This is a genomic window from Seongchinamella unica (assembly GCF_004354085.1).
Lineage (GTDB): Bacteria > Pseudomonadota > Gammaproteobacteria > Pseudomonadales > Halieaceae > Halioglobus > Halioglobus unicus.
In genome coordinates this window covers 603,239-622,131 of sequence record NZ_SMSE01000002.1, presented here as the reverse complement: position 1 = coordinate 622,131, position 18,893 = coordinate 603,239, and the positions used below count along the sequence as shown (strand labels likewise).

The following is an 18,893-nucleotide window of genomic DNA, read 5'->3' as shown; positions in this document are numbered from 1 at the left end:
CGCGGCCAGTTTCCAGTGTTAGTGGGAGGAATTTCCCCGCTACTGGCGGTTCATTCTGGAGAGCGGCACAGCGGCTGAATCGGTGCTGCGGAAGGGGTTGATATCCAGCCCGCCGCGACGGGTGTAAAAGGCCTGTATTTCGAGAAAATCAGGCTGCAACAGCTGGTGGAGATCAATAAAAATACGTTCCACGCACTGTTCGTGAAACTCCTGGTGCCTGCGAAAGGCGATGAGATAGCGAAGCAGGCTCTTCCGTTCCAGCGCCCTACCCCGGTAATGCACATACAGCGTCGCCCAGTCGGGCTGTCCGGTTACCGGGCACAGGGAGCGCAGCAGGTGACTGTAAAGGGCCTCTTCCACCACCGTATCAGTCACCTGCAGCAGGCTCACAGCCGGAGGCGAGTCGTCCACACTGATCTCCAGCCCGTCGAGGCACTCGCCTTCGGGAACCCCCCCGTCCAGCTCCGGGGCGTCAACGGGAAACAGTTCGAGTTCAATCTCGGCTTCCACGACCTTGCTGATGTCCCTGCGCAGGACCTCGGCGAGCGCTTGTTCGGACGCGAAGACAGTGCTGTTGAGGGAATTCAGGTACAACTTGAAGGACTTGGACTCCACCATGCAAGGGGATTCAGCGGGGATGAAGAAGCGCCCTACCCGCACTTGCGGCTTACCCCGCTCGTCAAGCCAGGAGAGCTCGTAGGCGTGCCACAAGTCGACCCCTGAAAATGGCAGCGCGCCCTCTATGCCCAGCGTGCCCCTGGCCTCCGCCCTGGCGATGGGGTACAGCAGTTGGGGGCTGTACTCATCGACGACGGCTACCGTTTTACCCAGCAGTAAACCCGTTTTTTCATCACTCACGAGATCATTGCCTCAGGCGTTTACCGGAATTTAACAGGTGCATACTGTAGGCGAAGGCAATGACCGTAAACAGCGCGATCATGCCAAAGGCAACACCCAGGCTCACATCGGAAACACCCAGCACGCCGTAGCGGAAGGCATTCACCACATAAACCAGTGGATTGAGTTTGGACACACCGGCCCAGAACTCCGGCAGCAGGTCCATGGAATAAAACACACCACCGAGATAGATCAGTGGCGTCAGCACAAATGTCGGGATGATGGAAATATCGTCAAAACTGTTGGCGAAAACGGCGTTAATAAATCCTGCCAGGGCAAACAGTGTGGAGGTCATCAACACGATCACGACGACGACAAAATAACTGTGTATATGAAGCCGGGTGAAAAACAGGGATACCAGCGTGACCACCACCGCCACCAGCAGCCCCCTGCTCACGCCACCTACGACATAGCCCATCAGGATCACATAGTTCGGGGTCGGCGATACCAGCAGCTCTTCCACGCTGTGATTGAACTTGGAGCCGAAAAAAGACGAGACGACATTGGAGTAGGAATTGGTCACAATGGCCATCATGATCAGGCCCGGTACCACAAACTCCATATAACTGAAGCCACCCATTTCACCGATGCGCGAGCCGATTAGGCTACCGAAAATCACAAAATACAGTGACATGGTGATGGCCGAAGGCAGCAGGGTCTGGGTCCAGATGCGCATGTAGCGCCTCACTTCCTTGCGGACAATGGTCATAAAGGCCCGGTATTGCTCGGTGGGATTCACGCCGCGCCCTCCACCAGGTTGACAAACATCTCCTCCAGGCGGTTGGCCCGGTTACGCATGCTGCTGATGTGGATGCCCCGGTTTCCCAGCTCGGCAAAAACCTGGTTAATGCTCTGCCCTTTCTCCACCTCTATCTCCATGCTGTGAGCATCCAGCCTGCGGGTGACAAAGCCGGGAATGCCGATGTCGTCTTCGAGTTCTTCGACACTGTCGAAAATGAACACTTCCCGCTGCAGCTGGCGCAACAGCGCCTTGATAGAGGTGTTTTCGACAATCTCGCCATTGTTGATGATGCCGATATGGCGACACAGGGCCTCCGCCTCCTCCAGGTAGTGGGTGGTGAGGATAATGGTCGTTCCCTCGGCATTGATTTTTTTAAGAAAATCCCACATGGACCGGCGCATCTCGATATCCACGCCGGCAGTAGGCTCGTCGAGGATCAGCAGTTTCGGTTCGTGTACCAGCGCCCGGGCGATCATCAGGCGCCGCTTCATGCCACCCGACAGGGTCCGGGCGGGGACATCGCGTTTGTCCCACAACCCCAGCGCGCGGAGGTATTTTTCGGCCCGCTCGCGGGCGAGAGGTGCCTGCATGCCGTAGTAACCGCCCTGGTTGACCACGATATCGAAGGCTTTTTCAAACACGTTGAAATTGAACTCCTGGGGCACGATGCCAATGTATTTCTTGGCCGCCGGAAAGTTTTCATCGATGTCGGCATCAAAAACCTGGACCTTGCCGGTGGTTTTACTGACCAGGGAGCAGATGATGCCAATGGTGGTGGACTTGCCCGCGCCATTGGGGCCAAGCAGAGCGTAGAAATCCCCCTGCTCCACCGACAGGCTGACGCCCTTTAGTGCCTCAAAGCCGTTGTCATAAACCTTGCTGAGATTTTCGATGCGAAGAGCTGGTATCATCTCGAATTGCGTTGCCCTGAACAAAACGCGCTATTGTACCTGCATTGAGCCTGCGAGACGAAATTTCCCCATGGATGACAAACAATACGCCCGCTACTGCCAGCAGTTGCTGGTCGAATTCGCCAATACCACCGAAAAACGGCTGGAGCACCTGCCCGAAGGTGACTCCCTGAAAGAGTTGGGAGCGAGATTCAAGGCACTGGCCGAGGGGAACGGCGACCTGTATGCCGATGGCCCGACGCTGGTGTCGCGCCTGTTCACTACCTACCCCGACTTTGCCCCGGCGTTTCCCCGCGACCTGCTGTGGTTTTTCGGCGGCGAATGCCTGCACTACATGCCGGATGAAGAGATAGCGGCCTACCAGAAGCTGGATGACATGCGCCTGGCGGCCGCCGGCCGGGGTGAAACCCTGAACATGCGCGAGGCCAAGGCCAGCCTGATGGGACTGCAATAGGGCTCAGCTGTCGCAGTAACGACCTTCCGGGTCCTCGTCCGGCCTCACGGTGGTGGGCACCCCCTCGGCGCCCGCATAGAACACGACAATTTCAACCTCACCATCCACCGCGGTACCTCGATGAACCGTGCGCATGACCTCCACCAGGGGATCGCCGGGCCCGATGATCATCCGCTTGCCGTCGATTGTTTCCACCTCCGCGGTACCCTTGAGTACGTAGCCCATGGTCGGCACCGGGTGACAGTGGAAAGGGGCTGACTGGCCTGCCTCCAGCCGGAGAATCTGGGCGGTAACCTCGGCGTTACCGGGCGGGTAGGCAATTGCGCCCCCATCCCAGGATTCTCCCGTCTGTAATATTGGCTCGGCTAACGCCAGTGGCGAGAGTAAACAAGCACACACTGCTGCCCTGATCCTCATGACAAGTCCTCACTTTCTCCAAGGTAGTATTTTCTGGCCAGATCGATAGTTTCCGCCGGATCGTAGAGGCGGTGGCCAGCGGCAAAAAATGCCTGCAGTTCCTCCTCGGTGGGAAAGGTGAAGTAACGGCCGGCTTCGCCCTGGGGGCGGGTCTGCAGCGGGTTTCCCGCAGCCAGCGCCGCCACTGCATCAAGCATGCACTGAATGCCCGCAGGGTAGAGATTGAGGACATTCCACAGGTAGGACCTGTCAGCCGAAAGTGCCGTACTGGTTGTTGCAATCACCCGCCCGGTATCGATACTGCTGTCGTCGATGGTGTGCAGGGTGGTGCCGAGTTCCTTCTCACCCGCCAACATGGCCCAGAAACTCGCCATAACCCCGCGGTACCGGGGTAATCGCCCGGAGTGGAGGTTGATAACGCCGTGCCTGGGAATGGCGATAACATGCTCCCTGAGAATGCCGCCATAGCGGATGGACAGGATCAGGTCCGGTGGTTCCGCAGCCAGACCGGCCACGCTCTCCCCACTGTTTATGGCGTTTTCGATGCCGGGGTCTGCCGCCAGCCATGGCCGCAGGCCAGCGAAACTGCGAAAGCGCCGGGCGCCGGCGCGGTCGAGCAGGGGAAACAACAGCTCATTGAACAGTTGTTGTTCAAAAAACTTCAGCTGCTGCAGCGGTTCCGGTCGGGTCGCTGTGCCGCCGACAGCGGAGGACAGCAGCAGTGTCACCCGGTGCCCCTGCAATGCCGGCAGCAGCAGATTGAGCGCGTAGTTACTGGCAAGGTCGCTATTGGCCAGAACCAGTATTTTCATGAGGGTACCATTCCTGTATAGCCCGGCGTTGCCCGGACGCGCCCCAACCAGGCCTGTACAGCGGGGTAGCGACCCCGTTCGGAGTCCCCCTCGCCCGCCAGTCTATCGACCGGCACCCACTGCTGGGCAATAGGTAACCTCGCGGTGACAAATTTGAGCGTGTCACAGTTTCCAGACCGGTAATCGCCATCAATCTTCATGGCCTGTCTCCATGACATTCCGGGGAGTCAATTCACTCCCCGCGACGGCCGCGTTCCAAGCTAAACAGTACTCTAGCGTTGAATTCTAAGCCTATGAAGTTACAGCAAAAATCCCTCGAATTAAATTGCCCGTTGAGGCTTGACTGAGGTTCCCGCTATCCCTAAAATGCGCGCCTCTCGATCGAGACACGACGGGTCCCCTTCGTCTAGTGGCCTAGGACACCGCCCTTTCACGGCGGTAACAGGGGTTCGAACCCCCTAGGGGACGCCACTCGATCCTGATTGCCGCGGGAATAGCTCAGTTGGTAGAGCGCAACCTTGCCAAGGTTGCGGCGGGGCGCGCAGCCTCGACGGTTCCGGCGACCACGGCGGTGGGCATAAACGCGACAGATGCGGGAATAGCTCAGTTGGTAGAGCGCAACCTTGCCAAGGTTGCGGCGGGGCGCGCAGCCTCGACGGTTCCGGCGACCACGGCGGTGGGCATAAACGCGACAGATGCGGGAATAGCTCAGTTGGTAGAGCGCAACCTTGCCAAGGTTGAGGTCGCCGGTTCGAACCCGGTTTCCCGCTCCATCTACCCCTTGTCCAACTACTCCTTATCCAGCTTCACCGAAAGGCTGTTCACACAATAGCGCAGCCCTGTCGGCTGTGGCCCGTCCTCGAATACGTGCCCCAGATGGGAACCGCACTTCTTGCACATGATTTCCGTGCGGGTCATGCCGTGGGAATGATCGGGCGCCTCCTCGATAACCTCAGCGTCCGCCGGCTTGAAAAAGCTTGGCCAGCCGCAGCCGGCGTCAAATTTACTGTCCGAGAGAAACAGGGGCTCACCGCAGCACTTGCAGTTGTAAACACCCTTGTCCGTCGCGTTCCAGTATTCGCCGGAAAACGGCTTCTCGGTACCCTTTTCCCGGCAGACCTCAAACTCCTCCGGACTCAACTTGTCGCGCCAGTACTCGTTGTCTTTCATGCTCTCTCCTGTTCATCCATCGCTGCGACCGGATACAGAATACGGTCGTCGTAGCCGGTAATTATCTCACGGTAACCGCTGAGTTGGGCATCCAGTTCAGGGTCATTGGTATCAACCAGCAGGGGCCTGCCCTCAAGGCCGCTGATCTTTGATTTTGCCGCCAGAACCGATATGTTTTCCAGGCCCACCGCGCGGATGACCGCCGGTGAAATCTGCTGATTGCCGCGGCCAAAAATATGCCCCTGGCCACCAATGGCCGTCACCAGGATGTGTGCCGGGCCGCCGTGGTCAGCGAGCAGGGCCAGCAATCGAGCTTCATCGGCATCACTGCAGCGCAGTCTGCCAGCGCCGATCACATCGACGCCCAACAGGGTATTGTCCAGTCCCAGTTCCTCCATCAGGGCTGCGGTGGTTGACCCCGGACCGACCAGGTACAGGGTCTCGTCATCCATCTGTTCCGCCACCCAGGCGGCGATCTCGGCGGCTACCAGTTCCTGGCTTTCGCGACCCCCTATCTTGGTGTGCTGCAGGTAACGTCCCTCCCCCGGAACCAGCATTTCACCGTAAAAGCGGCTGCGAACCACATCGTGCCTGAACGCCTCTTCGTCGATATCCCTGACTTCCTGACGGCGCAATCCAACCAGTCCGGCACGGGACAGTTCCAGCAACAACTCACCGGCGGCCTCGGGGGACACCGCGAACACCCCCGAATGCATTTTCACCCCGGCCGGTATTCCCAGAACCGGCAATCGGTCGCCCACAACATCATAAATATCCCGGGCGGTTCCGTCGCCGCCGGCGAATACCAGCACGTCGACCCCGGCGGCAAGCATGGCCTGCGCAGCACCTCGAGTGTCGGCAGGATCACTGAGATCCCCCTTCACACCGCCGATGATCCGATAATTGAGCCCCAGGGACTCGGCAACATGCCCTCCCATGTCTCCTTCCCAGGTGAGTATCAGCACGTCTTCGATACCGACCAGCCTCTGCAAGGCCCTGGCAGCCCGGGTATTGGACCGTTGCAGTTCGGCCTGCGTCAGGCTCCCGGCAAGTTCACGCACCGCAGCGCCATCGCTGCCTTTCAGCGCCCGGCTCCCCCCCAGGCCGGCCAGGGGGTTAACGATCAGACCCAGCGTTAATGCGACCACGGGCTAATCACCCTCCAGAGGACTACAGCCCAGGGCCCGCACAATGTCCCGCCAGCGTTCACTGCCACCGGCCAGGAGGACCTTCCGCCCAGCAAGTTCGCGACGCTGCGGGTAACACTTTCGCAACTGGTCAAAGTGTTCCCGGCAGTCTTCATGATCTGCCCCCGCCACGGCTGCGCGCAATTGGCGGTCGTCCTCCTCGATCTGGTAACAATCATTCAACAGTTTTCGTAACAGCTGTGGCAGGGACACATCGTGATCAACCCGCAGCGGGGTCGGGGCCTCACCAGCACTGGCTTCGGCACCGATGAAGCGCTGCCCGAGACAGGTGCCGGCGGCGTCGCGCAGCATCCGGGTTGCCAGCAGTTTGCCATCGTAGCTGTAACCGGCAATATGCGCCGTTCCCAGACGCACCGCGTCCAACAGCGCTGCGGGCACAAACGGCTCTGTTTCCCAGACGTCCAGCACCACGTCGGGGCCGGCACTGTGTTGCAGGCGCCGATACAGTGCGGCGTTATCGATCACGGGCCCGCGACTGGCATTGATCAGCAATTGCCCACGACCCAGGCTGGCCAGTTCCGATTCACCCAGCAGGTGAAAGCTGGGCCAGGGGTCTTCTCGAGTCAGTTCCGGGTGCAGGCAAACCACCTCGCAGCGCAGTACAGCCTCCAGCTCAATCGCCTCACCAAGCTCGGTGGCAGACAGCCACGGATCGTTGACCAGACAGCGAATACCCAGGGCCCGCAAGCGCGCCGCCAGCGCACGACCAATGTTGCCATAGCCGACGATGCCGACAGAAGCGCCCGCCAGGAGACGCTCGAGGTAGTCATCGAGGGCGGCAATCGCGCCCAGCACGTATTCAACGACCGAGTTCGCATTGGAGCCCGGCGCGTGGGCAAAGCCGATGTTGGCCTCCCGCAGATAGTTGATGTCGATGTGATCGGTGCCGCTGGTGGCGGTGCCGACAAACTTCACCGGTGTGCCCTCCAGCAGTTCTGCATTCACGCCGGTGACCGAGCGCACCAGCAGCATGTCAGCACCGGCTATCGACGCCCGGGTCAGCCGGCGACCGGCCACCCGCTGCACTGCCACCCCGGGACCGAACATGGCCTCGACGCCAGGGATATTTTCATCGGCCACCAGCTGCAATGTCATGAGTGCTGCAACCCTGCCGCCAATTTTTGCCAGCGCCGGACCAGCGGACCCCCGAGCCCCAGCGACTGCAGGAAATCAACCACTGCATCGATGTGCTCCCCGGAGAGAGCGTATTCCGGAAGCCGGTCCAATCCGGGAACCTTGTCTTCCAGCCGGGCCAATTGCCGGGACAGCATTGCCTGGGGCCAGTAAGTGGACAGTTTCTCCGGCAATCGCGAAGCCCCCCGCAGAGGTAAGCGGGCGACAGCCTGCAGATCCTCGGCAATCGCTTCCAGCGTACCGAATTGCGCGAGCAGCCCGACGGCGGTCCTGGGGCCGATGCCGGGCACCCCTGGAATGTCATCGACGCTGTCCCCGACCAGGCCAAGGTAGTCGGCAAATTGCTGCGGACGAACGCCAAATCGCTGCTCGAACTGCTCAATATCGACTGTTTTTCCGGCGGCAAAGTCCCACCAGGCGTCATCCGGCTCCGACAACAACTGTCCCAGGTCCTTGTCACGGGTTATCACCGTAACCGGCAGCTGCTTTGCCTTTGCCAGCCGTGCCAGGCTGGCGAGATAGTCATCTGCCTCGTAACGCTCACTGCCATAACAGGGAATCCCGCATAACTCGGTCAGCTCCCTGCAGCTTTGCAATTGGAAAGCCAGCGCGTCATCGGGCAGTGCCCGGCTGGCCTTGTAGTCGGGATAGAGTTCATTGCGAAAGCAACTGCCCAGGCTTTCGTCAAAAGCCGCGGCAAGATGGGGGGCCGGCTGCACCCGGGAGAGCAGTTCACAGAGGAAGCCGGCATAACCGTAAACCGCATTAAGGGGAATACCGTCCCCGTTGTGCCAGCGCTCCGGCAGGGAGAACCATGCCCTGAAAATATAAATGGATGCGTCCAGCAGCCAGGCTCTCTGCGCCATGATCAGGCGAGCGCCTCCGGTTCGAAGCATCGTTCCGGGAGCGCTGCCGGTGTGGCAAATTCCTGCCTCAGAGCACGGGTGAAGCGGGCCGCCCGCGGCGGCAAACCCACCCGCTGCCAGTGCCGGGCCTGGGTGGCGACCTTGCGACGAAAATCCGAGGTATCAACCAGTTCGCCCCGGTCAGCAAAATTATCGACGCTGATCCGGAAACGGTAACCGCAGGCCAGTGAGAATATCCACTCCAGGGCCTGCGGTTTTACTTCCACGGCCTCAAAGGCCCTTTGCTCGTCGGCGCTGCGCCCCTCGGGTGCGTACCAGTAACCGAAATCGACCAGTCTGCGGCGCTCGGCGCCGGCAATACACCAGTGCGCGGTTTCGTGCAGGGCGCTGGCAAAATAGTCCTCGCGGAAGTACAGCAGGTTGCGGGAGTTATTGTCATCGGCAGGCCGATACAGTGGTTCTTGCGCGCCGCCGACCAGCGACGTGTTTTCAGTAACACCAAAACAGCCCTCGAAGACCGACACCAGCCGGCTGCAATCGAAAATTTCACGGCGGGTGGCGACACTCAAGGCGCGGTTCCCTGCTTGCGCAGCCAGTACCGGTAGCAACCCTCGGACTCCTCCTGGCGCAACAGTTCGTGCCCCAGAAAACTGCAGAATTTGGGAATATCGCGCTGGGTGGAGGGATCAGTGGCAACCACCTGCACCACCTGCCCCGCTTCCATGTCCCTGATCACGTTGTGCAACAACATCACCGGCTCCGGGCAAAACAGCCCTCTGGCATCCAGCACATGATCATCAGTCATCGGCATATCAGTCTTCGTCCCGCAACAGTGCCCGCGCCTGGTCTGCAATCATCAGGTCCCACTGCTCGCGCTCGGTTTCAAACAGCAGCAACAACTCTCCCCGCTGCAACTGGCGGCGCAGATTGCCCGTCTTTTCCGCCAGGGTCAACTCAACCTCGCCGTAGTCAGTACCGTCCCTGCTGGCGAATTCCTCCAGCAGCCCCTGCAGCACATCTTCACCGAGTCGCTCTGCAGGTATCTCGATATAGGACGACATTTGCCAGGCTCCTTCTGCCAGCCTCATTTGCGGGTTAATATACGGTCTGCACCCTGGAATGTGGAGTCAAACTGGTGGATACATCCTACATCATTACGTTTATCGGGGATGACCGTCCCGGCCTTGTGGAACAGTTGTCCAGTGTTATCGAACACAATCGTGGCAACTGGCACGAGAGCCGTCTTTCCCAACTGGGGGGGAAATTCGCCGGACTGATCCTGGTTTCATTGCCCGCTGAAAGCGGTGAAGCGCTGGAATCGGAACTGAAGGCACTTTCAGCGACCGGGCTCAGTGTCAGGGTAACCCCCACCAGCGAGACATCGCTGGATTACGAGGGCAAGGCCATCACCCTCACCGTACTGGGCCCGGACCGGCTGGGCATCGTCAGGGAGATTTCCCGTGCCCTGGCCGAGCGGCAGATCAATGTGGTGGAAATGGACAGCCAGGTTGAGAGCGCGGCAATGAGCGGAGAACTGTTGTTCCGGGCCAGGATCGATGCCCACATCCCCGCCAACACCGACCTGGACGACCTGCAGGATTCTCTGGACGAAATCGCCAACAACATGACTCTGGATATTGACCTGGCCTAGGCTTCAGTCGTTATTGCGCAATAACCTGCGCAGTCCTAACCACAGGCCCACGGTAATTGCCGAAGCCGCGATTACCAGGGCTATAATCGCCACTGTCACCAGCAACAGGTGGAGCATGTCCCGCCAGGGAATGCCGAACTGGTCAACCGCCGCCCACACCAGCGCCGCCATGGCGGCAACGCCCAGGAATATCGTTCGGTAGTATTTGCGACCCGCCCTGCCCAAAGTGCTAATCCGGCCGGGTCGCGGGAATAATCGGCGTGCTGCACTCCACATCGGCATTCTGGCCGCGGTGGCGCAATACATGGTCCATCAATACAATCGCCAGCATGGCTTCGGCGATAGGTGTAGCACGAATACCGACGCAGGGATCGTGGCGGCCATGGGTGACCATCTCCATGGCCTCGCCCCCGGTGGAGATGGTCGCTCCCGGCTGGCGGATGCTGGAGGTGGGCTTCAGGGCAATACTGACGGTGATGTCCTGACCGCTGGAAATGCCGCCCAAAATGCCCCCCGCATTGTTACCGACAAACCCTTCCGGGGTCAGCAGATCCCGGTGCTCGGTACCTTTCTGTTCGACACTGGCAAAGCCGGCACCCACTTCGACCCCCTTGACCGCATTAATGCCCATCATGGCGTGGGCTATATCGGCGTCCAGACGGTCGAATACCGGCTCGCCAAGGCCGGGCATGACATTGCGGGCAACCACGTTGATACGCGCACCAATCGAATCGCCCTCTTTGTTAAGGGCCGCCATGTACTCCTCCATCCTTGGAATTGCCTCGGGGTCCGGGCAGAAAAAGGGGTTGGTTTCGACCACTTCCCAGTCGAGTTTTTCGGCGCGAATGGGGCCCAACTGCGCCAGGTAGCCGCGGATCTCTATACCGTAGCGGGTGAGCAGGTATTTTTTTGCGATGGCCCCGGCCGCCACCCGCATCGCGGTCTCGCGGGCAGAAGCGCGCCCACCGCCGCGGTAGTCACGAAAGCCGTACTTCTGGTTGTAGGTGTAGTCGGCGTGAGCGGGACGAAAGGTGTTGGCAATATTGGAATAATCCTTTGAACGCTGATCGGTATTCTCGATCAGCATGCCAATGGAAGTGCCGGTCGTCCTGCCCTCAAACACACCGGAGAGGATGCGCACCTCGTCCGCCTCGCGGCGCTGGGTGGTAAAACGGGACGTTCCTGGCTTGCGCCGGTCCAGGTCACCCTGCAGGTCGGCAGCATTCAGCTCCAGCCCGGGTGGACAACCGTCGACAATGCAGCCGAGGGCGGGCCCATGGCTTTCGCCAAAGCTGGTGACGGTGAAGAGTTTGCCTATGCTGTTACCGGACATATCGCTTGTGTGCCTGCAGATTCAAAGCCGGCAATTATACCGATTATTCGCGGAGACTGGCGCTGAATTCCTGCAATTCGCGGGCGCTCAGCGCAAACACGCCATGGCCGCCCTGTTCAAAATCCAGCCAGGTGAACGGAACCCGCGGATAGGCGGCTTCCAGCGCCTCCCAGCTGTTGCCCACCTCAACCACCAGCAGGCCGCTGTCGGCCAGGTAATCTGCGGCACTGGCGAGTATCCGGCGGGTCAATGACAGTCCGTCCGGCCCGCTACCCAGGGCCATTGCCGGCTCGTGATGGTATTCGGCGGGCATGCTGGCGAGGTCACCGGCATCCACGTAGGGAGGATTGGACAGGATCAGGTCATAACGCTTGCGGGGCAGCTTGTCGAACAAATCGGAGTGGTAGATTTCCACCCGGTCCATCAACCCCAGGCGCTCACGGTTTTCAGCGGCCAGGGCCAGTGCCTGGGGGTCCAGGTCCACCAGGTCCACCCGGGCGCCACTGTGATAGGCCGCCGCGAGCCCGATACAGCCGCCACCGCAGCACAGGTCCAGTATCCCAGCGGGTTCGGGTCCAGCGTACCAGGGTTGGTAGTCGTGCAGAATCAGCTCGCCGATGGGAGAGCGGGGAATAATCGCCCTCTCATCGCAGCCGAATTCAAGCCCCGCAAACCAGGCCTTCCCCAGCAGGTAGGGAAGCGGAATGTGCTCCTCGATACGACCTCGCAGTAAACGCTGTAATTCCCGGTACTGGCTGACGCTGACCGGGTGCGGCAGTACGCCGTCATCTGAATCTGCCGGCAGGTCGGCTACTGCCAGCACCAGCTGTACGGCTTCATCCCAGGGGTTATCGGTGCCGTGGCCGTAGAAAACATCACTGTCGTGCAGCTGTTCCCAGCATTGCTGGATGGCCTGCCCCACCGTGATCTGTTTTGCTGCCGTTTCGTCCATATTCGCAGTTTAACCGCCACCATTACCTGTTTGCTATGGCCATCAGCGGTTGATAACATCCGTCAGCTTGCGGCCGCACAGGCCCTGGATAAGAGACACTGGGAGACAACCTTGGAACAGCACTGGGCAGAGATCATCAGGGCCATCGGCGAAGACCTGGACAGGCCGGGCCTGCAGGACACCCCGAAACGAGCCGCCAAGGCCTTTGAATTCCTGACCCGCGGTTACCAGCAATCGGTAGACGAGGTGGTTAACAATGCCCTGTTCCCCTCAGATTCCAGCGAAATGGTGCTGGTGCAGGATGTGGAACTCTACTCCCTCTGCGAGCACCACCTGCTGCCCTTCATCGGCAAATGCCATGTCGCCTACATTCCCACCGGCAAGGTACTGGGTCTGTCCAAGGTCGCACGCATTGTCGACCTGTTTGCCAGGCGGCTGCAGATACAGGAGTCCCTGACCACCGAGATCGCCCAGACCATTATGGATGTGACAGAAGCCGAGGGGGTGGGCGTCATCATAGAGGCCCGGCACATGTGCATGATGATGCGCGGCGTTGAAAAGCAGAACTCGGTGATGAAGACCTCTGCCATGCTGGGCAGTTTCCGTGATTCCCAGGTCACCCGTGACGAGTTCCTGCAAATCCTGCAAATGTAAGCTCAGCGCTCCAGGGTAAGCAGTTCCGCATGCAGGTACTGCCGATCGGGCGTGCGGGCTGAGCTGAACAGCAGCAAACGGTAGCTGCCGTCGCCGAGGGGGTCAAAAACCCGGTAGCTTTGTTGTTCATCGCGGCCGTAAAGCATCCGCTGCCCGAATACCCGGTTGGCCCACTGTACACCCCGGCCACAGCTGCGGCCGTCGCAGGAAAATAACAACTGTGCGCCATCCAGCCTGGCCTCGACCTCCTGCAATACTTCCTGCGAGCTGAACCCATCGACAATTTGCCAGGTATAGCGCAACAACTGGCCAGTCTGTCGCTCGCTCTCCTTGAACCGCCAGCTGCCACGCACCTTCTCCAGGGCACCGAGACCGATTTCGTGATCGATAACCTCGCGCTCTTCCCGATCGATCCGGACCGCGTGTGGATAGGCATCCAGCGCGCTGAGAATGGCAGTGGGGGACTCTGCGTGAACGCTCCACGACAGGCACAGGCCCACACACGCCAGGCGTCGCAATATTGTCACAGCTCTGCTCACCGTCGTTCAATCTCCACGGGTTAAAAACCGGTTTATCCTGGCCCCGAGTTTATCCGCCCCGCTCTCCATATGGAAATGGTGTCCCCCGGGATAGCGCTCTATCACCACCTCCGGAATGCACCCTGCCAGGGCGGAAAAGCGGCTGGCGTTAGTGCTGGCCAGCCCATCTTCAGCCAGCAACACCAGGGTTGGCATGTCCAGGCTGCGCAGCATGGTATCAACCTGCTCCGCTGTCATCTTGACGGCAGAGGCGCCCCGCAGACGCGGGTCCGTGGTCCAGGTATAACCACCCTCAACCTCTGTCAGGTTACGCCCGGCAATCAGCTCGGCGGCCTCTCTGTGAAGCCCCTGCTCCTGGCGGGCGGTGACTGCAAGCTGGCTGTTTGCATACACCCGGGTGCGCCGGTCGGTCAACCGCCGCTTCTCCAGCACAAAGCGCCGCATCTGGCTGACAAACTCCGTCGGCTCCAGTGTCGGCGGGGAAATACTGTCCAATAACACAAGCTTTTCCACCTGTTCCGGGAAAGCAGAGGCAAACAGCGCCGAGATCAAGGCTCCGCGGGAATGGCCAATCACGGCATGCTGGTCCCACCCCAGCTGCTTGAGCACACTGTAGATTTGCGGCAGATCATCATAAATCTGGTAGGTCGCATCGGCGGAGCGCCGGCTGGACTGGCCGTGGCCGCTGAGATCCAGCGCAATCACGTAATGGTCGCGCAACAGGGGCGCCAGCATGGCGAAACTACAGGCATTGTCCAGCCAGCCGTGCAGCGCAAGCACCGGGGGATTAGCGGGGTCGCCCCAGGCCAGGCCCGCAATATCGAGCCCGTCCGCCTGCCACCGGTGTTCCACCGCGCCACCGGGAATCATCGGCTGATCTCGTACTGCGGCGGCTGGGCGCTGAACAGCAGCGAAGCACAGGCGAAGGCGGGGGCGTCCAGCTGCAATGTGGCCAGTCCACCGGGAGCGAGAGGAGCAACCTGCCCCCCGTCACCCAGGTAGTAATCGACCAACCGGGACACCAGCGGCTGGTGAGACACCAGCAGAATATGGTCGGGGCAGCGGCTATCCGCAAGACAGTGTTCCAGTGCGGCGTCCACCTGCTGCAACCGACTGCCGGGTATCAGCGCCTCACAGCGCTCGGACCGGGCGTGGGTAAACGCGCTGGCGATGATCTCGGCGGTTTCGGTCGTCCGCCGCCATTCGCTGTAGAGGATCAGCCCGGGGGCGGCCAGCGACCTGGCGGCGCAATGTTCGTGAAACTGGTGGCAGCCATAACCGATATCGTCGCACCCCCTGTCGGTCAGCTCGCGCTGCCGATCAGTTGCGGCACTGCCGGCTTCGCCATGACGCCATACAGTTAAAATCATTGACGGACCCTGTGAATCGCTTCAGTGGGTAACAAACTCGACATCCTGTTGCTCTTCCGTGTGCATCATATCATCGAAGACATCCACTACCGGGCGTTGCTCGTACAGAATAGCGTACAAACCATTGACCAACGGCATGTGAATGCCGCGGCGATCGGCCTCAGTCTTAAGCAGGCCCAGCGTGTTGATACCTTCGGCGACCTGGTCCATTTCCCCGAGTATGTCATCCAATGGCTGCCCCTTGCCGAGAGCCACACCGACCTGGTAATTGCGCGACAGGGGTGAGGAACAGGTGACAAACAGGTCCCCTACCCCGGACAGGCCCAGGAAGGTCATGGGGTTGGCCCCGAGATGCACGGCAAACCGGGACATTTCTGCCAGTGATCGGGTGAGCAGCATACCTACCGTATTCTCGCCGAACTCCAGCGCCGCGCCAATGCCGGCAAGAATCGCGTACACATTCTTGAGGGCACCGCCCAACTCCACGCCGAACATGTCGGCGGAGCTGTAGACCAGGAACGAATCGCTGTGTAACAGGTCGTGAATCAAGGTGTTAATAGCGGCCGTTTCGCTGGCGATCACCGACCCCGCCACCTGGCCGGCGGCAATCTCCCGGGCGAGGTTGGGGCCTGATAGCACACCCCTTGGATTGCGCGGCAATTCCTCGCGCAAAATATCGCTCATAAGACGAAAACCGCCGGGCTCGATACCCTTGGTGAGACTGATGACGATAGTCTGTTCCGGTAACAGCGCGGCAAGGTCACGCACCACATCGCGGAACGACTTACTGGGAACGGCTACAAATACGATCTCAACGTCAGCCACCGCCTCGGCGAGGATGCAGGTTGCCGCCAGATTGTTATCCAGGGTATACCCCGGCAGGTACTCGCTGTTCTCGTGCTTGTGGTTGATTTCCCCGGCGCGCTCGGGATTGCGCAACCAGAGGCTGACCCGGTGACCATTGCCGGCGATGATATTACCGATCACTGTGCCGAAACTGCCACCGCCGAGCACTGCGGCGGCGCATGCATCTGACATGATTCATCCTTTTATTATTGTGGGGCTGGCGTCGGCGCCCAGTCTAACAAAAAAGCGGGCCCGAAAGCCCGCTTCTGGTGACGCCAGTTGTCGCCTACCTGCCACCGAGAGCCAGCAGCAGTTTGTTCAACGTAGACACATAGGCCGCCGGGTCTTCCAGCTGCCCGCCCTCCGCCAGGTTGGCCTGGTCGAACACGACCGAGGCGAGGTCGGCGAAGCGATCCTCGTCCTGCTCCTTGTCGAGCATGGTCAACAGCGGGTGTGCCGGATTGATTTCAAGTATCGGCTTTGATTCCGGCACCGGCTGGCCGGCGGCCTCCATGATGCGCTTCATCTGCGCTCCCATGTCGAAGTCACCGACAACCAGGCAGGCGGGAGACTCGGTGAGGCGAGCGGTTGGCCGCACCTCCGCCACCTTGTCTTCCAGTACCTTGGCCATGCGCTCTACCAGCGCTTCACTCTCCTTCTCCAGTTTTTCCTGCTCGGCCTTGTCTTCTTCCGAGTCATTGCCCAGGTCCAGGGAACCGCGTGCCACATCCTGGAAAGCCTTGCCGTCAAATTCCTGCAGGTGATTCATCAACCAGTCATCGACCCGGTCAGACAGCAGCAAAACCTCGATGCCCTTCTTACGGAACACTTCCAGGTGCGGACTGCTCTTGGCGGTGTTGAAGTTTTCCGCCACCACGTAGAAGATCTTTTCCTGCCCTTCCTGCATTCTGGCGACATAATCCTCCAGCGACTGGTCCTGTGCTTCCTTGTCGGTATGCGTGGTAGAGAAGCGCAGCAGCTTGGCAATCTTTTCCTTGTTGGCAAAGTCCTCGGCCGGGCCTTCCTTGAGGACCTGGCCGAACTCCTTCCAGAAGGTGGCGTAGTCGTCACCGTCCTTCTTCGCCAGCTTGCCCAGCATGTCCAGCACCCGCTTGGTCAAGGCACTGCGCATGGAGTCGACAGAGGCGTCCTGTTGCAGTATTTCGCGGGACACGTTGAGGGGTAGATCGTTGGAATCCACCACGCCCTTGACGAAGCGCAGGTATAAGGGCAGGAACTGCTCTGCGTCGTCCATGATGAAGGTGCGCTGCACATAAAGCTTGAGCCCGCGGGCCATGTCGCGATTCCACATGTCGAAAGGCGCTCGCCTGGGCAGGTACAGCAGGCTGGTGTAATCAAGCTTGCCCTCAACCCGATTGTGGCTCCAGGTCAGCGGCTCGTCAAAATCGTGGGAAACGTGCTTGTAGAATTCCTTGTACTCGTCGTCCGATATCTCGGTACGACTGCGGGTCCACAGGGCTGTGGCCTCGTTGACCGCTTCGTATTCGGGCGCTTCCTGGGCCTGCTCTTCCTCGTCCTCCGCCGCAGGCATGGACGGCTTAACCATCATTACCGGAACCGATATGTGGTCGGAGTACTTCTTGATCACGCTACGGACCCGGAAGTCGTCGGCAAATTCCTCACAGCCCTCTTTCAGGAACAGCGTGATGCTGGTGCCGCGAGTCGCCTTGTCACGCGACTCAACGGAAAACTCCGATTCGCCGTGAGATTCCCAGACCACGCCCGCTTCCGGCGCTTCCCCGGCCTTGCGGCTGTGCACTTCCACCCGGTCGGCCACAATGAAAGCGGAGTAAAAGCCGACCCCGAACTGACCGATCAGCTGGGAGTCTTTCTGCTGGTCTCCGGTCAGGTTTTCCAGAAAAGCGGCGGTACCTGACTTGGCGATGGTACCGAGGTGCTCCACAATCTCGTCCCGGTTCATGCCGATACCGTTGTCGGCAATGGTGATAGTCCTGGCTTCCTTGTCCACGTCTACCCGGATCTGGTAGTCCCCCTGACCCTCCAGCAACGACTCATCGGACAGGGATGCAAAACGCAACTTGTCGATAGCATCAGAAGCATTGGAGATGAGCTCGCGGAGGAAGATTTCCTGGTTGGAGTACAGGGAGTGAATCATCAGGTGAAGCAGTTGCTTCGCCTCGGTCTGGAAGCCCAGTGTTTCTTTTTGGACGTCTGCAGTCATCGGTTAACCTCAGTTTGTAACTAATTGATTTTCAAGGGTTTGCGCTAATGACATGTATATGGGGACAAGTGCAGTCGATTTCAAGGGACTGACCTGCCGGGGAAAATTCGCGCAATCAGGCTGGGTGGTCTACAGTTTTGAAGGCAATTCCATGGAGGAATCGACGATGAACAACCTCAAGCATACGATAATAACCACAATGGCTGCGTTCGCGCTGACCTTCACCGCCAGCCATACACTGGCGGCTGACAAGGAAGCGTTGATCGCCCTCGCACGATCGGCTGCGCCGTCCATGGTCAGCGCCGATGCCACCATCATGTATCGGGGAGAGGTGCTGGCGGAAGGCAGCAACGGCTGGACCTGCATGCCGGAAACCCTGCCGGACGACGGCTCCCCGATGTGCAGCGACGCGGTGTGGATGGCGATGATGCAGGCCATGGGCAACAATGCGGATTTCACCCCTGAGAGGGTCGGTATCTCCTACATGCTGCAGGGCGATGCCGGGGTCAGCAATTCTGACCCGATGCACCCCATGGGTAAGGATGCACCCGACTTCATCAAGGAAGGGGCTCACCTGATGGTGATTCTGCCAAAGGAGATGCTCAAGGGTATTACCAACGACCCCCATGAAGGTGGCCCTTACGTGATGTGGGGAGATACACCCTACGCCCACATCATGATTCCCATCGAGGATCGCTGAACGCCGCCAAATCAGGCATAAAAAAAAGGCCCGT

Annotated in this window: 24 protein-coding genes and 2 tRNA genes; 6 read left to right on the top strand and 20 right to left on the bottom strand. The window is 59.8% G+C overall.

Features of this window, described 5'->3' with window-relative positions; translation table 11 throughout:
* Nucleotides 1-39: 39 nt before the first annotated feature.
* Genes queF through E2F43_RS09910 form a run of 3 tightly spaced genes read right to left on the bottom strand, consistent with a single transcriptional unit; the run spans nt 40 to nt 2,550 of the window.
* A complete protein-coding gene (queF, locus tag E2F43_RS09920) occupies nt 40-858 on the bottom strand; it encodes an NADPH-dependent 7-cyano-7-deazaguanine reductase QueF (RefSeq protein ID WP_133212158.1) in 819 nt (272 codons plus the stop codon).
* 4 nt (nt 859-862) lie between these two features.
* On the bottom strand, nt 863-1,636 hold the full coding sequence (locus E2F43_RS09915) for an ABC transporter permease (protein WP_133212156.1): 774 nt from the start codon (nt 1,634-1,636) through the stop codon (nt 863-865).
* Nucleotides 1,633-2,550, bottom strand: coding sequence for an ABC transporter ATP-binding protein (locus E2F43_RS09910; RefSeq protein WP_133212154.1), 918 nt, complete (start codon nt 2,548-2,550; stop codon nt 1,633-1,635). Before E2F43_RS09910 ends, E2F43_RS09915 begins: the two co-directional genes overlap by 4 nt.
* A 70-nt stretch (nt 2,551-2,620) precedes the next feature.
* Between E2F43_RS09910 and E2F43_RS19245 the strand changes: the two genes are divergently transcribed.
* Nucleotides 2,621-3,004, top strand: coding sequence for a PA2817 family protein (locus E2F43_RS19245; protein ID WP_238946838.1), 384 nt, complete (start codon nt 2,621-2,623; stop codon nt 3,002-3,004).
* A 3-nt stretch (nt 3,005-3,007) separates the two neighbouring features.
* On the opposite strand, the gene E2F43_RS09900 is transcribed toward E2F43_RS19245, so the two are convergent.
* Both E2F43_RS09900 and E2F43_RS09895 read right to left on the bottom strand, forming a co-directional pair.
* A complete protein-coding gene (locus tag E2F43_RS09900; RefSeq protein WP_165954263.1) occupies nt 3,008-3,403 on the bottom strand; it encodes a cupin domain-containing protein in 396 nt (131 codons plus the stop codon).
* 14 nt (nt 3,404-3,417) lie between these two features.
* Nucleotides 3,418-4,233 carry a formyl transferase gene (locus E2F43_RS09895; protein ID WP_133212150.1) on the bottom strand — a complete coding sequence of 272 codons (816 nt, stop codon included), beginning with the start codon at nt 4,231-4,233 and terminating at the stop codon, nt 3,418-3,420.
* 395 nt (nt 4,234-4,628) lie between these two features.
* Here E2F43_RS09895 and E2F43_RS09890 point away from each other — a divergent pair.
* A tRNA-Glu gene (locus tag E2F43_RS09890) sits at nt 4,629-4,704 on the top strand.
* Between the two features lie 226 nt (nt 4,705-4,930).
* Nucleotides 4,931-5,006: transfer RNA gene (locus E2F43_RS09880), tRNA-Gly, on the top strand.
* Nucleotides 5,007-5,022: 16 nt separating this feature from the next.
* Here the strand turns inward: E2F43_RS09880 and msrB are convergent.
* The 7 genes from msrB to E2F43_RS09845 are packed head-to-tail and all read right to left on the bottom strand — an operon-like array spanning nt 5,023 to nt 9,672.
* Nucleotides 5,023-5,403, bottom strand: coding sequence for a peptide-methionine (R)-S-oxide reductase MsrB (gene msrB, locus E2F43_RS09875; RefSeq protein ID WP_133212148.1), 381 nt, complete (start codon nt 5,401-5,403; stop codon nt 5,023-5,025).
* On the bottom strand, nt 5,400-6,551 hold the full coding sequence (locus tag E2F43_RS09870) for an ATP-NAD kinase family protein (protein ID WP_133212146.1): 1,152 nt from the start codon (nt 6,549-6,551) through the stop codon (nt 5,400-5,402). Before E2F43_RS09870 ends, msrB begins: the two co-directional genes overlap by 4 nt.
* Nucleotides 6,552-6,554: 3 nt before the next feature.
* Nucleotides 6,555-7,706 (bottom strand): 4-phosphoerythronate dehydrogenase, encoded by a 1,152-nt coding sequence (locus tag E2F43_RS09865; RefSeq protein WP_133212144.1) that lies wholly within the window; start codon nt 7,704-7,706, stop codon nt 6,555-6,557.
* The gene (locus tag E2F43_RS09860) at nt 7,703-8,611 is read right to left on the bottom strand and encodes a 5'-3' exonuclease (protein ID WP_165954262.1); all 909 of its coding nucleotides are present in this window, start codon (nt 8,609-8,611) and stop codon (nt 7,703-7,705) included. Before E2F43_RS09860 ends, E2F43_RS09865 begins: the two co-directional genes overlap by 4 nt.
* A gap of 2 nt (nt 8,612-8,613) precedes the next feature.
* Complete coding sequence (locus E2F43_RS09855; RefSeq protein ID WP_238946837.1) at nt 8,614-9,180, bottom strand: elongation factor P hydroxylase; 567 nt, start codon at nt 9,178-9,180, stop codon at nt 8,614-8,616.
* The gene (gene tusA, locus E2F43_RS09850; protein ID WP_238946836.1) at nt 9,177-9,422 is read right to left on the bottom strand and encodes a sulfurtransferase TusA; all 246 of its coding nucleotides are present in this window, start codon (nt 9,420-9,422) and stop codon (nt 9,177-9,179) included. Before tusA ends, E2F43_RS09855 begins: the two co-directional genes overlap by 4 nt.
* Before the next feature lies 1 nt (nt 9,423).
* Nucleotides 9,424-9,672, bottom strand: coding sequence for a YheU family protein (locus tag E2F43_RS09845; protein WP_133212138.1), 249 nt, complete (start codon nt 9,670-9,672; stop codon nt 9,424-9,426).
* Nucleotides 9,673-9,746: 74 nt separating this feature from the next.
* Between E2F43_RS09845 and E2F43_RS09840 the strand changes: the two genes are divergently transcribed.
* The gene (locus tag E2F43_RS09840; protein WP_133212136.1) at nt 9,747-10,262 is read left to right on the top strand and encodes a glycine cleavage system transcriptional repressor; all 516 of its coding nucleotides are present in this window, start codon (nt 9,747-9,749) and stop codon (nt 10,260-10,262) included.
* Between the two features lie 3 nt (nt 10,263-10,265).
* On the opposite strand, the gene E2F43_RS09835 is transcribed toward E2F43_RS09840, so the two are convergent.
* Genes E2F43_RS09835 through prmB form a run of 3 tightly spaced genes read right to left on the bottom strand, consistent with a single transcriptional unit; the run spans nt 10,266 to nt 12,547 of the window.
* Entirely contained in the window at nt 10,266-10,487 is a 222-nt protein-coding gene (locus tag E2F43_RS09835) for a hypothetical protein (RefSeq protein ID WP_133212134.1), read from the bottom strand.
* A 4-nt stretch (nt 10,488-10,491) separates the two neighbouring features.
* Complete coding sequence (aroC, locus tag E2F43_RS09830; protein WP_133212132.1) at nt 10,492-11,595, bottom strand: chorismate synthase; 1,104 nt, start codon at nt 11,593-11,595, stop codon at nt 10,492-10,494.
* Between the two features lie 43 nt (nt 11,596-11,638).
* On the bottom strand, nt 11,639-12,547 hold the full coding sequence (prmB, locus tag E2F43_RS09825) for a 50S ribosomal protein L3 N(5)-glutamine methyltransferase (protein ID WP_133212130.1): 909 nt from the start codon (nt 12,545-12,547) through the stop codon (nt 11,639-11,641).
* Nucleotides 12,548-12,658: 111 nt separating this feature from the next.
* Between prmB and folE the strand changes: the two genes are divergently transcribed.
* The gene (gene folE, locus E2F43_RS09820) at nt 12,659-13,201 is read left to right on the top strand and encodes a GTP cyclohydrolase I FolE (protein ID WP_238946835.1); all 543 of its coding nucleotides are present in this window, start codon (nt 12,659-12,661) and stop codon (nt 13,199-13,201) included.
* 2 nt (nt 13,202-13,203) lie between these two features.
* Here the strand turns inward: folE and E2F43_RS09815 are convergent, their stop codons facing one another.
* The 5 genes from E2F43_RS09815 to htpG all read right to left on the bottom strand — a co-directional run bounded on the left by E2F43_RS09815 (nt 13,204) and on the right by htpG (nt 18,159).
* Entirely contained in the window at nt 13,204-13,728 is a 525-nt protein-coding gene (locus E2F43_RS09815) for a DUF4892 domain-containing protein (protein ID WP_238946834.1), read from the bottom strand.
* 18 nt (nt 13,729-13,746) lie between these two features.
* Entirely contained in the window at nt 13,747-14,610 is an 864-nt protein-coding gene (locus tag E2F43_RS09810) for an alpha/beta fold hydrolase (RefSeq protein ID WP_133212128.1), read from the bottom strand.
* Nucleotides 14,607-15,110 carry a SixA phosphatase family protein gene (locus E2F43_RS09805; protein ID WP_133212126.1) on the bottom strand — a complete coding sequence of 168 codons (504 nt, stop codon included), beginning with the start codon at nt 15,108-15,110 and terminating at the stop codon, nt 14,607-14,609. The genes E2F43_RS09810 and E2F43_RS09805 overlap by 4 nt, the downstream gene beginning before the upstream one ends.
* A gap of 21 nt (nt 15,111-15,131) precedes the next feature.
* Nucleotides 15,132-16,148 (bottom strand): NAD(P)H-dependent glycerol-3-phosphate dehydrogenase, encoded by a 1,017-nt coding sequence (locus tag E2F43_RS09800; protein WP_133212124.1) that lies wholly within the window; start codon nt 16,146-16,148, stop codon nt 15,132-15,134.
* A 94-nt stretch (nt 16,149-16,242) separates the two neighbouring features.
* Complete coding sequence (gene htpG, locus E2F43_RS09795) at nt 16,243-18,159, bottom strand: molecular chaperone HtpG (RefSeq protein ID WP_133212122.1); 1,917 nt, start codon at nt 18,157-18,159, stop codon at nt 16,243-16,245.
* Nucleotides 18,160-18,217: 58 nt separating this feature from the next.
* Between htpG and E2F43_RS09790 the strand changes: the two genes are divergently transcribed.
* Nucleotides 18,218-18,859, top strand: coding sequence for a hypothetical protein (locus E2F43_RS09790; protein ID WP_238946833.1), 642 nt, complete (start codon nt 18,218-18,220; stop codon nt 18,857-18,859).
* Nucleotides 18,860-18,893 lie beyond the last annotated feature (34 nt).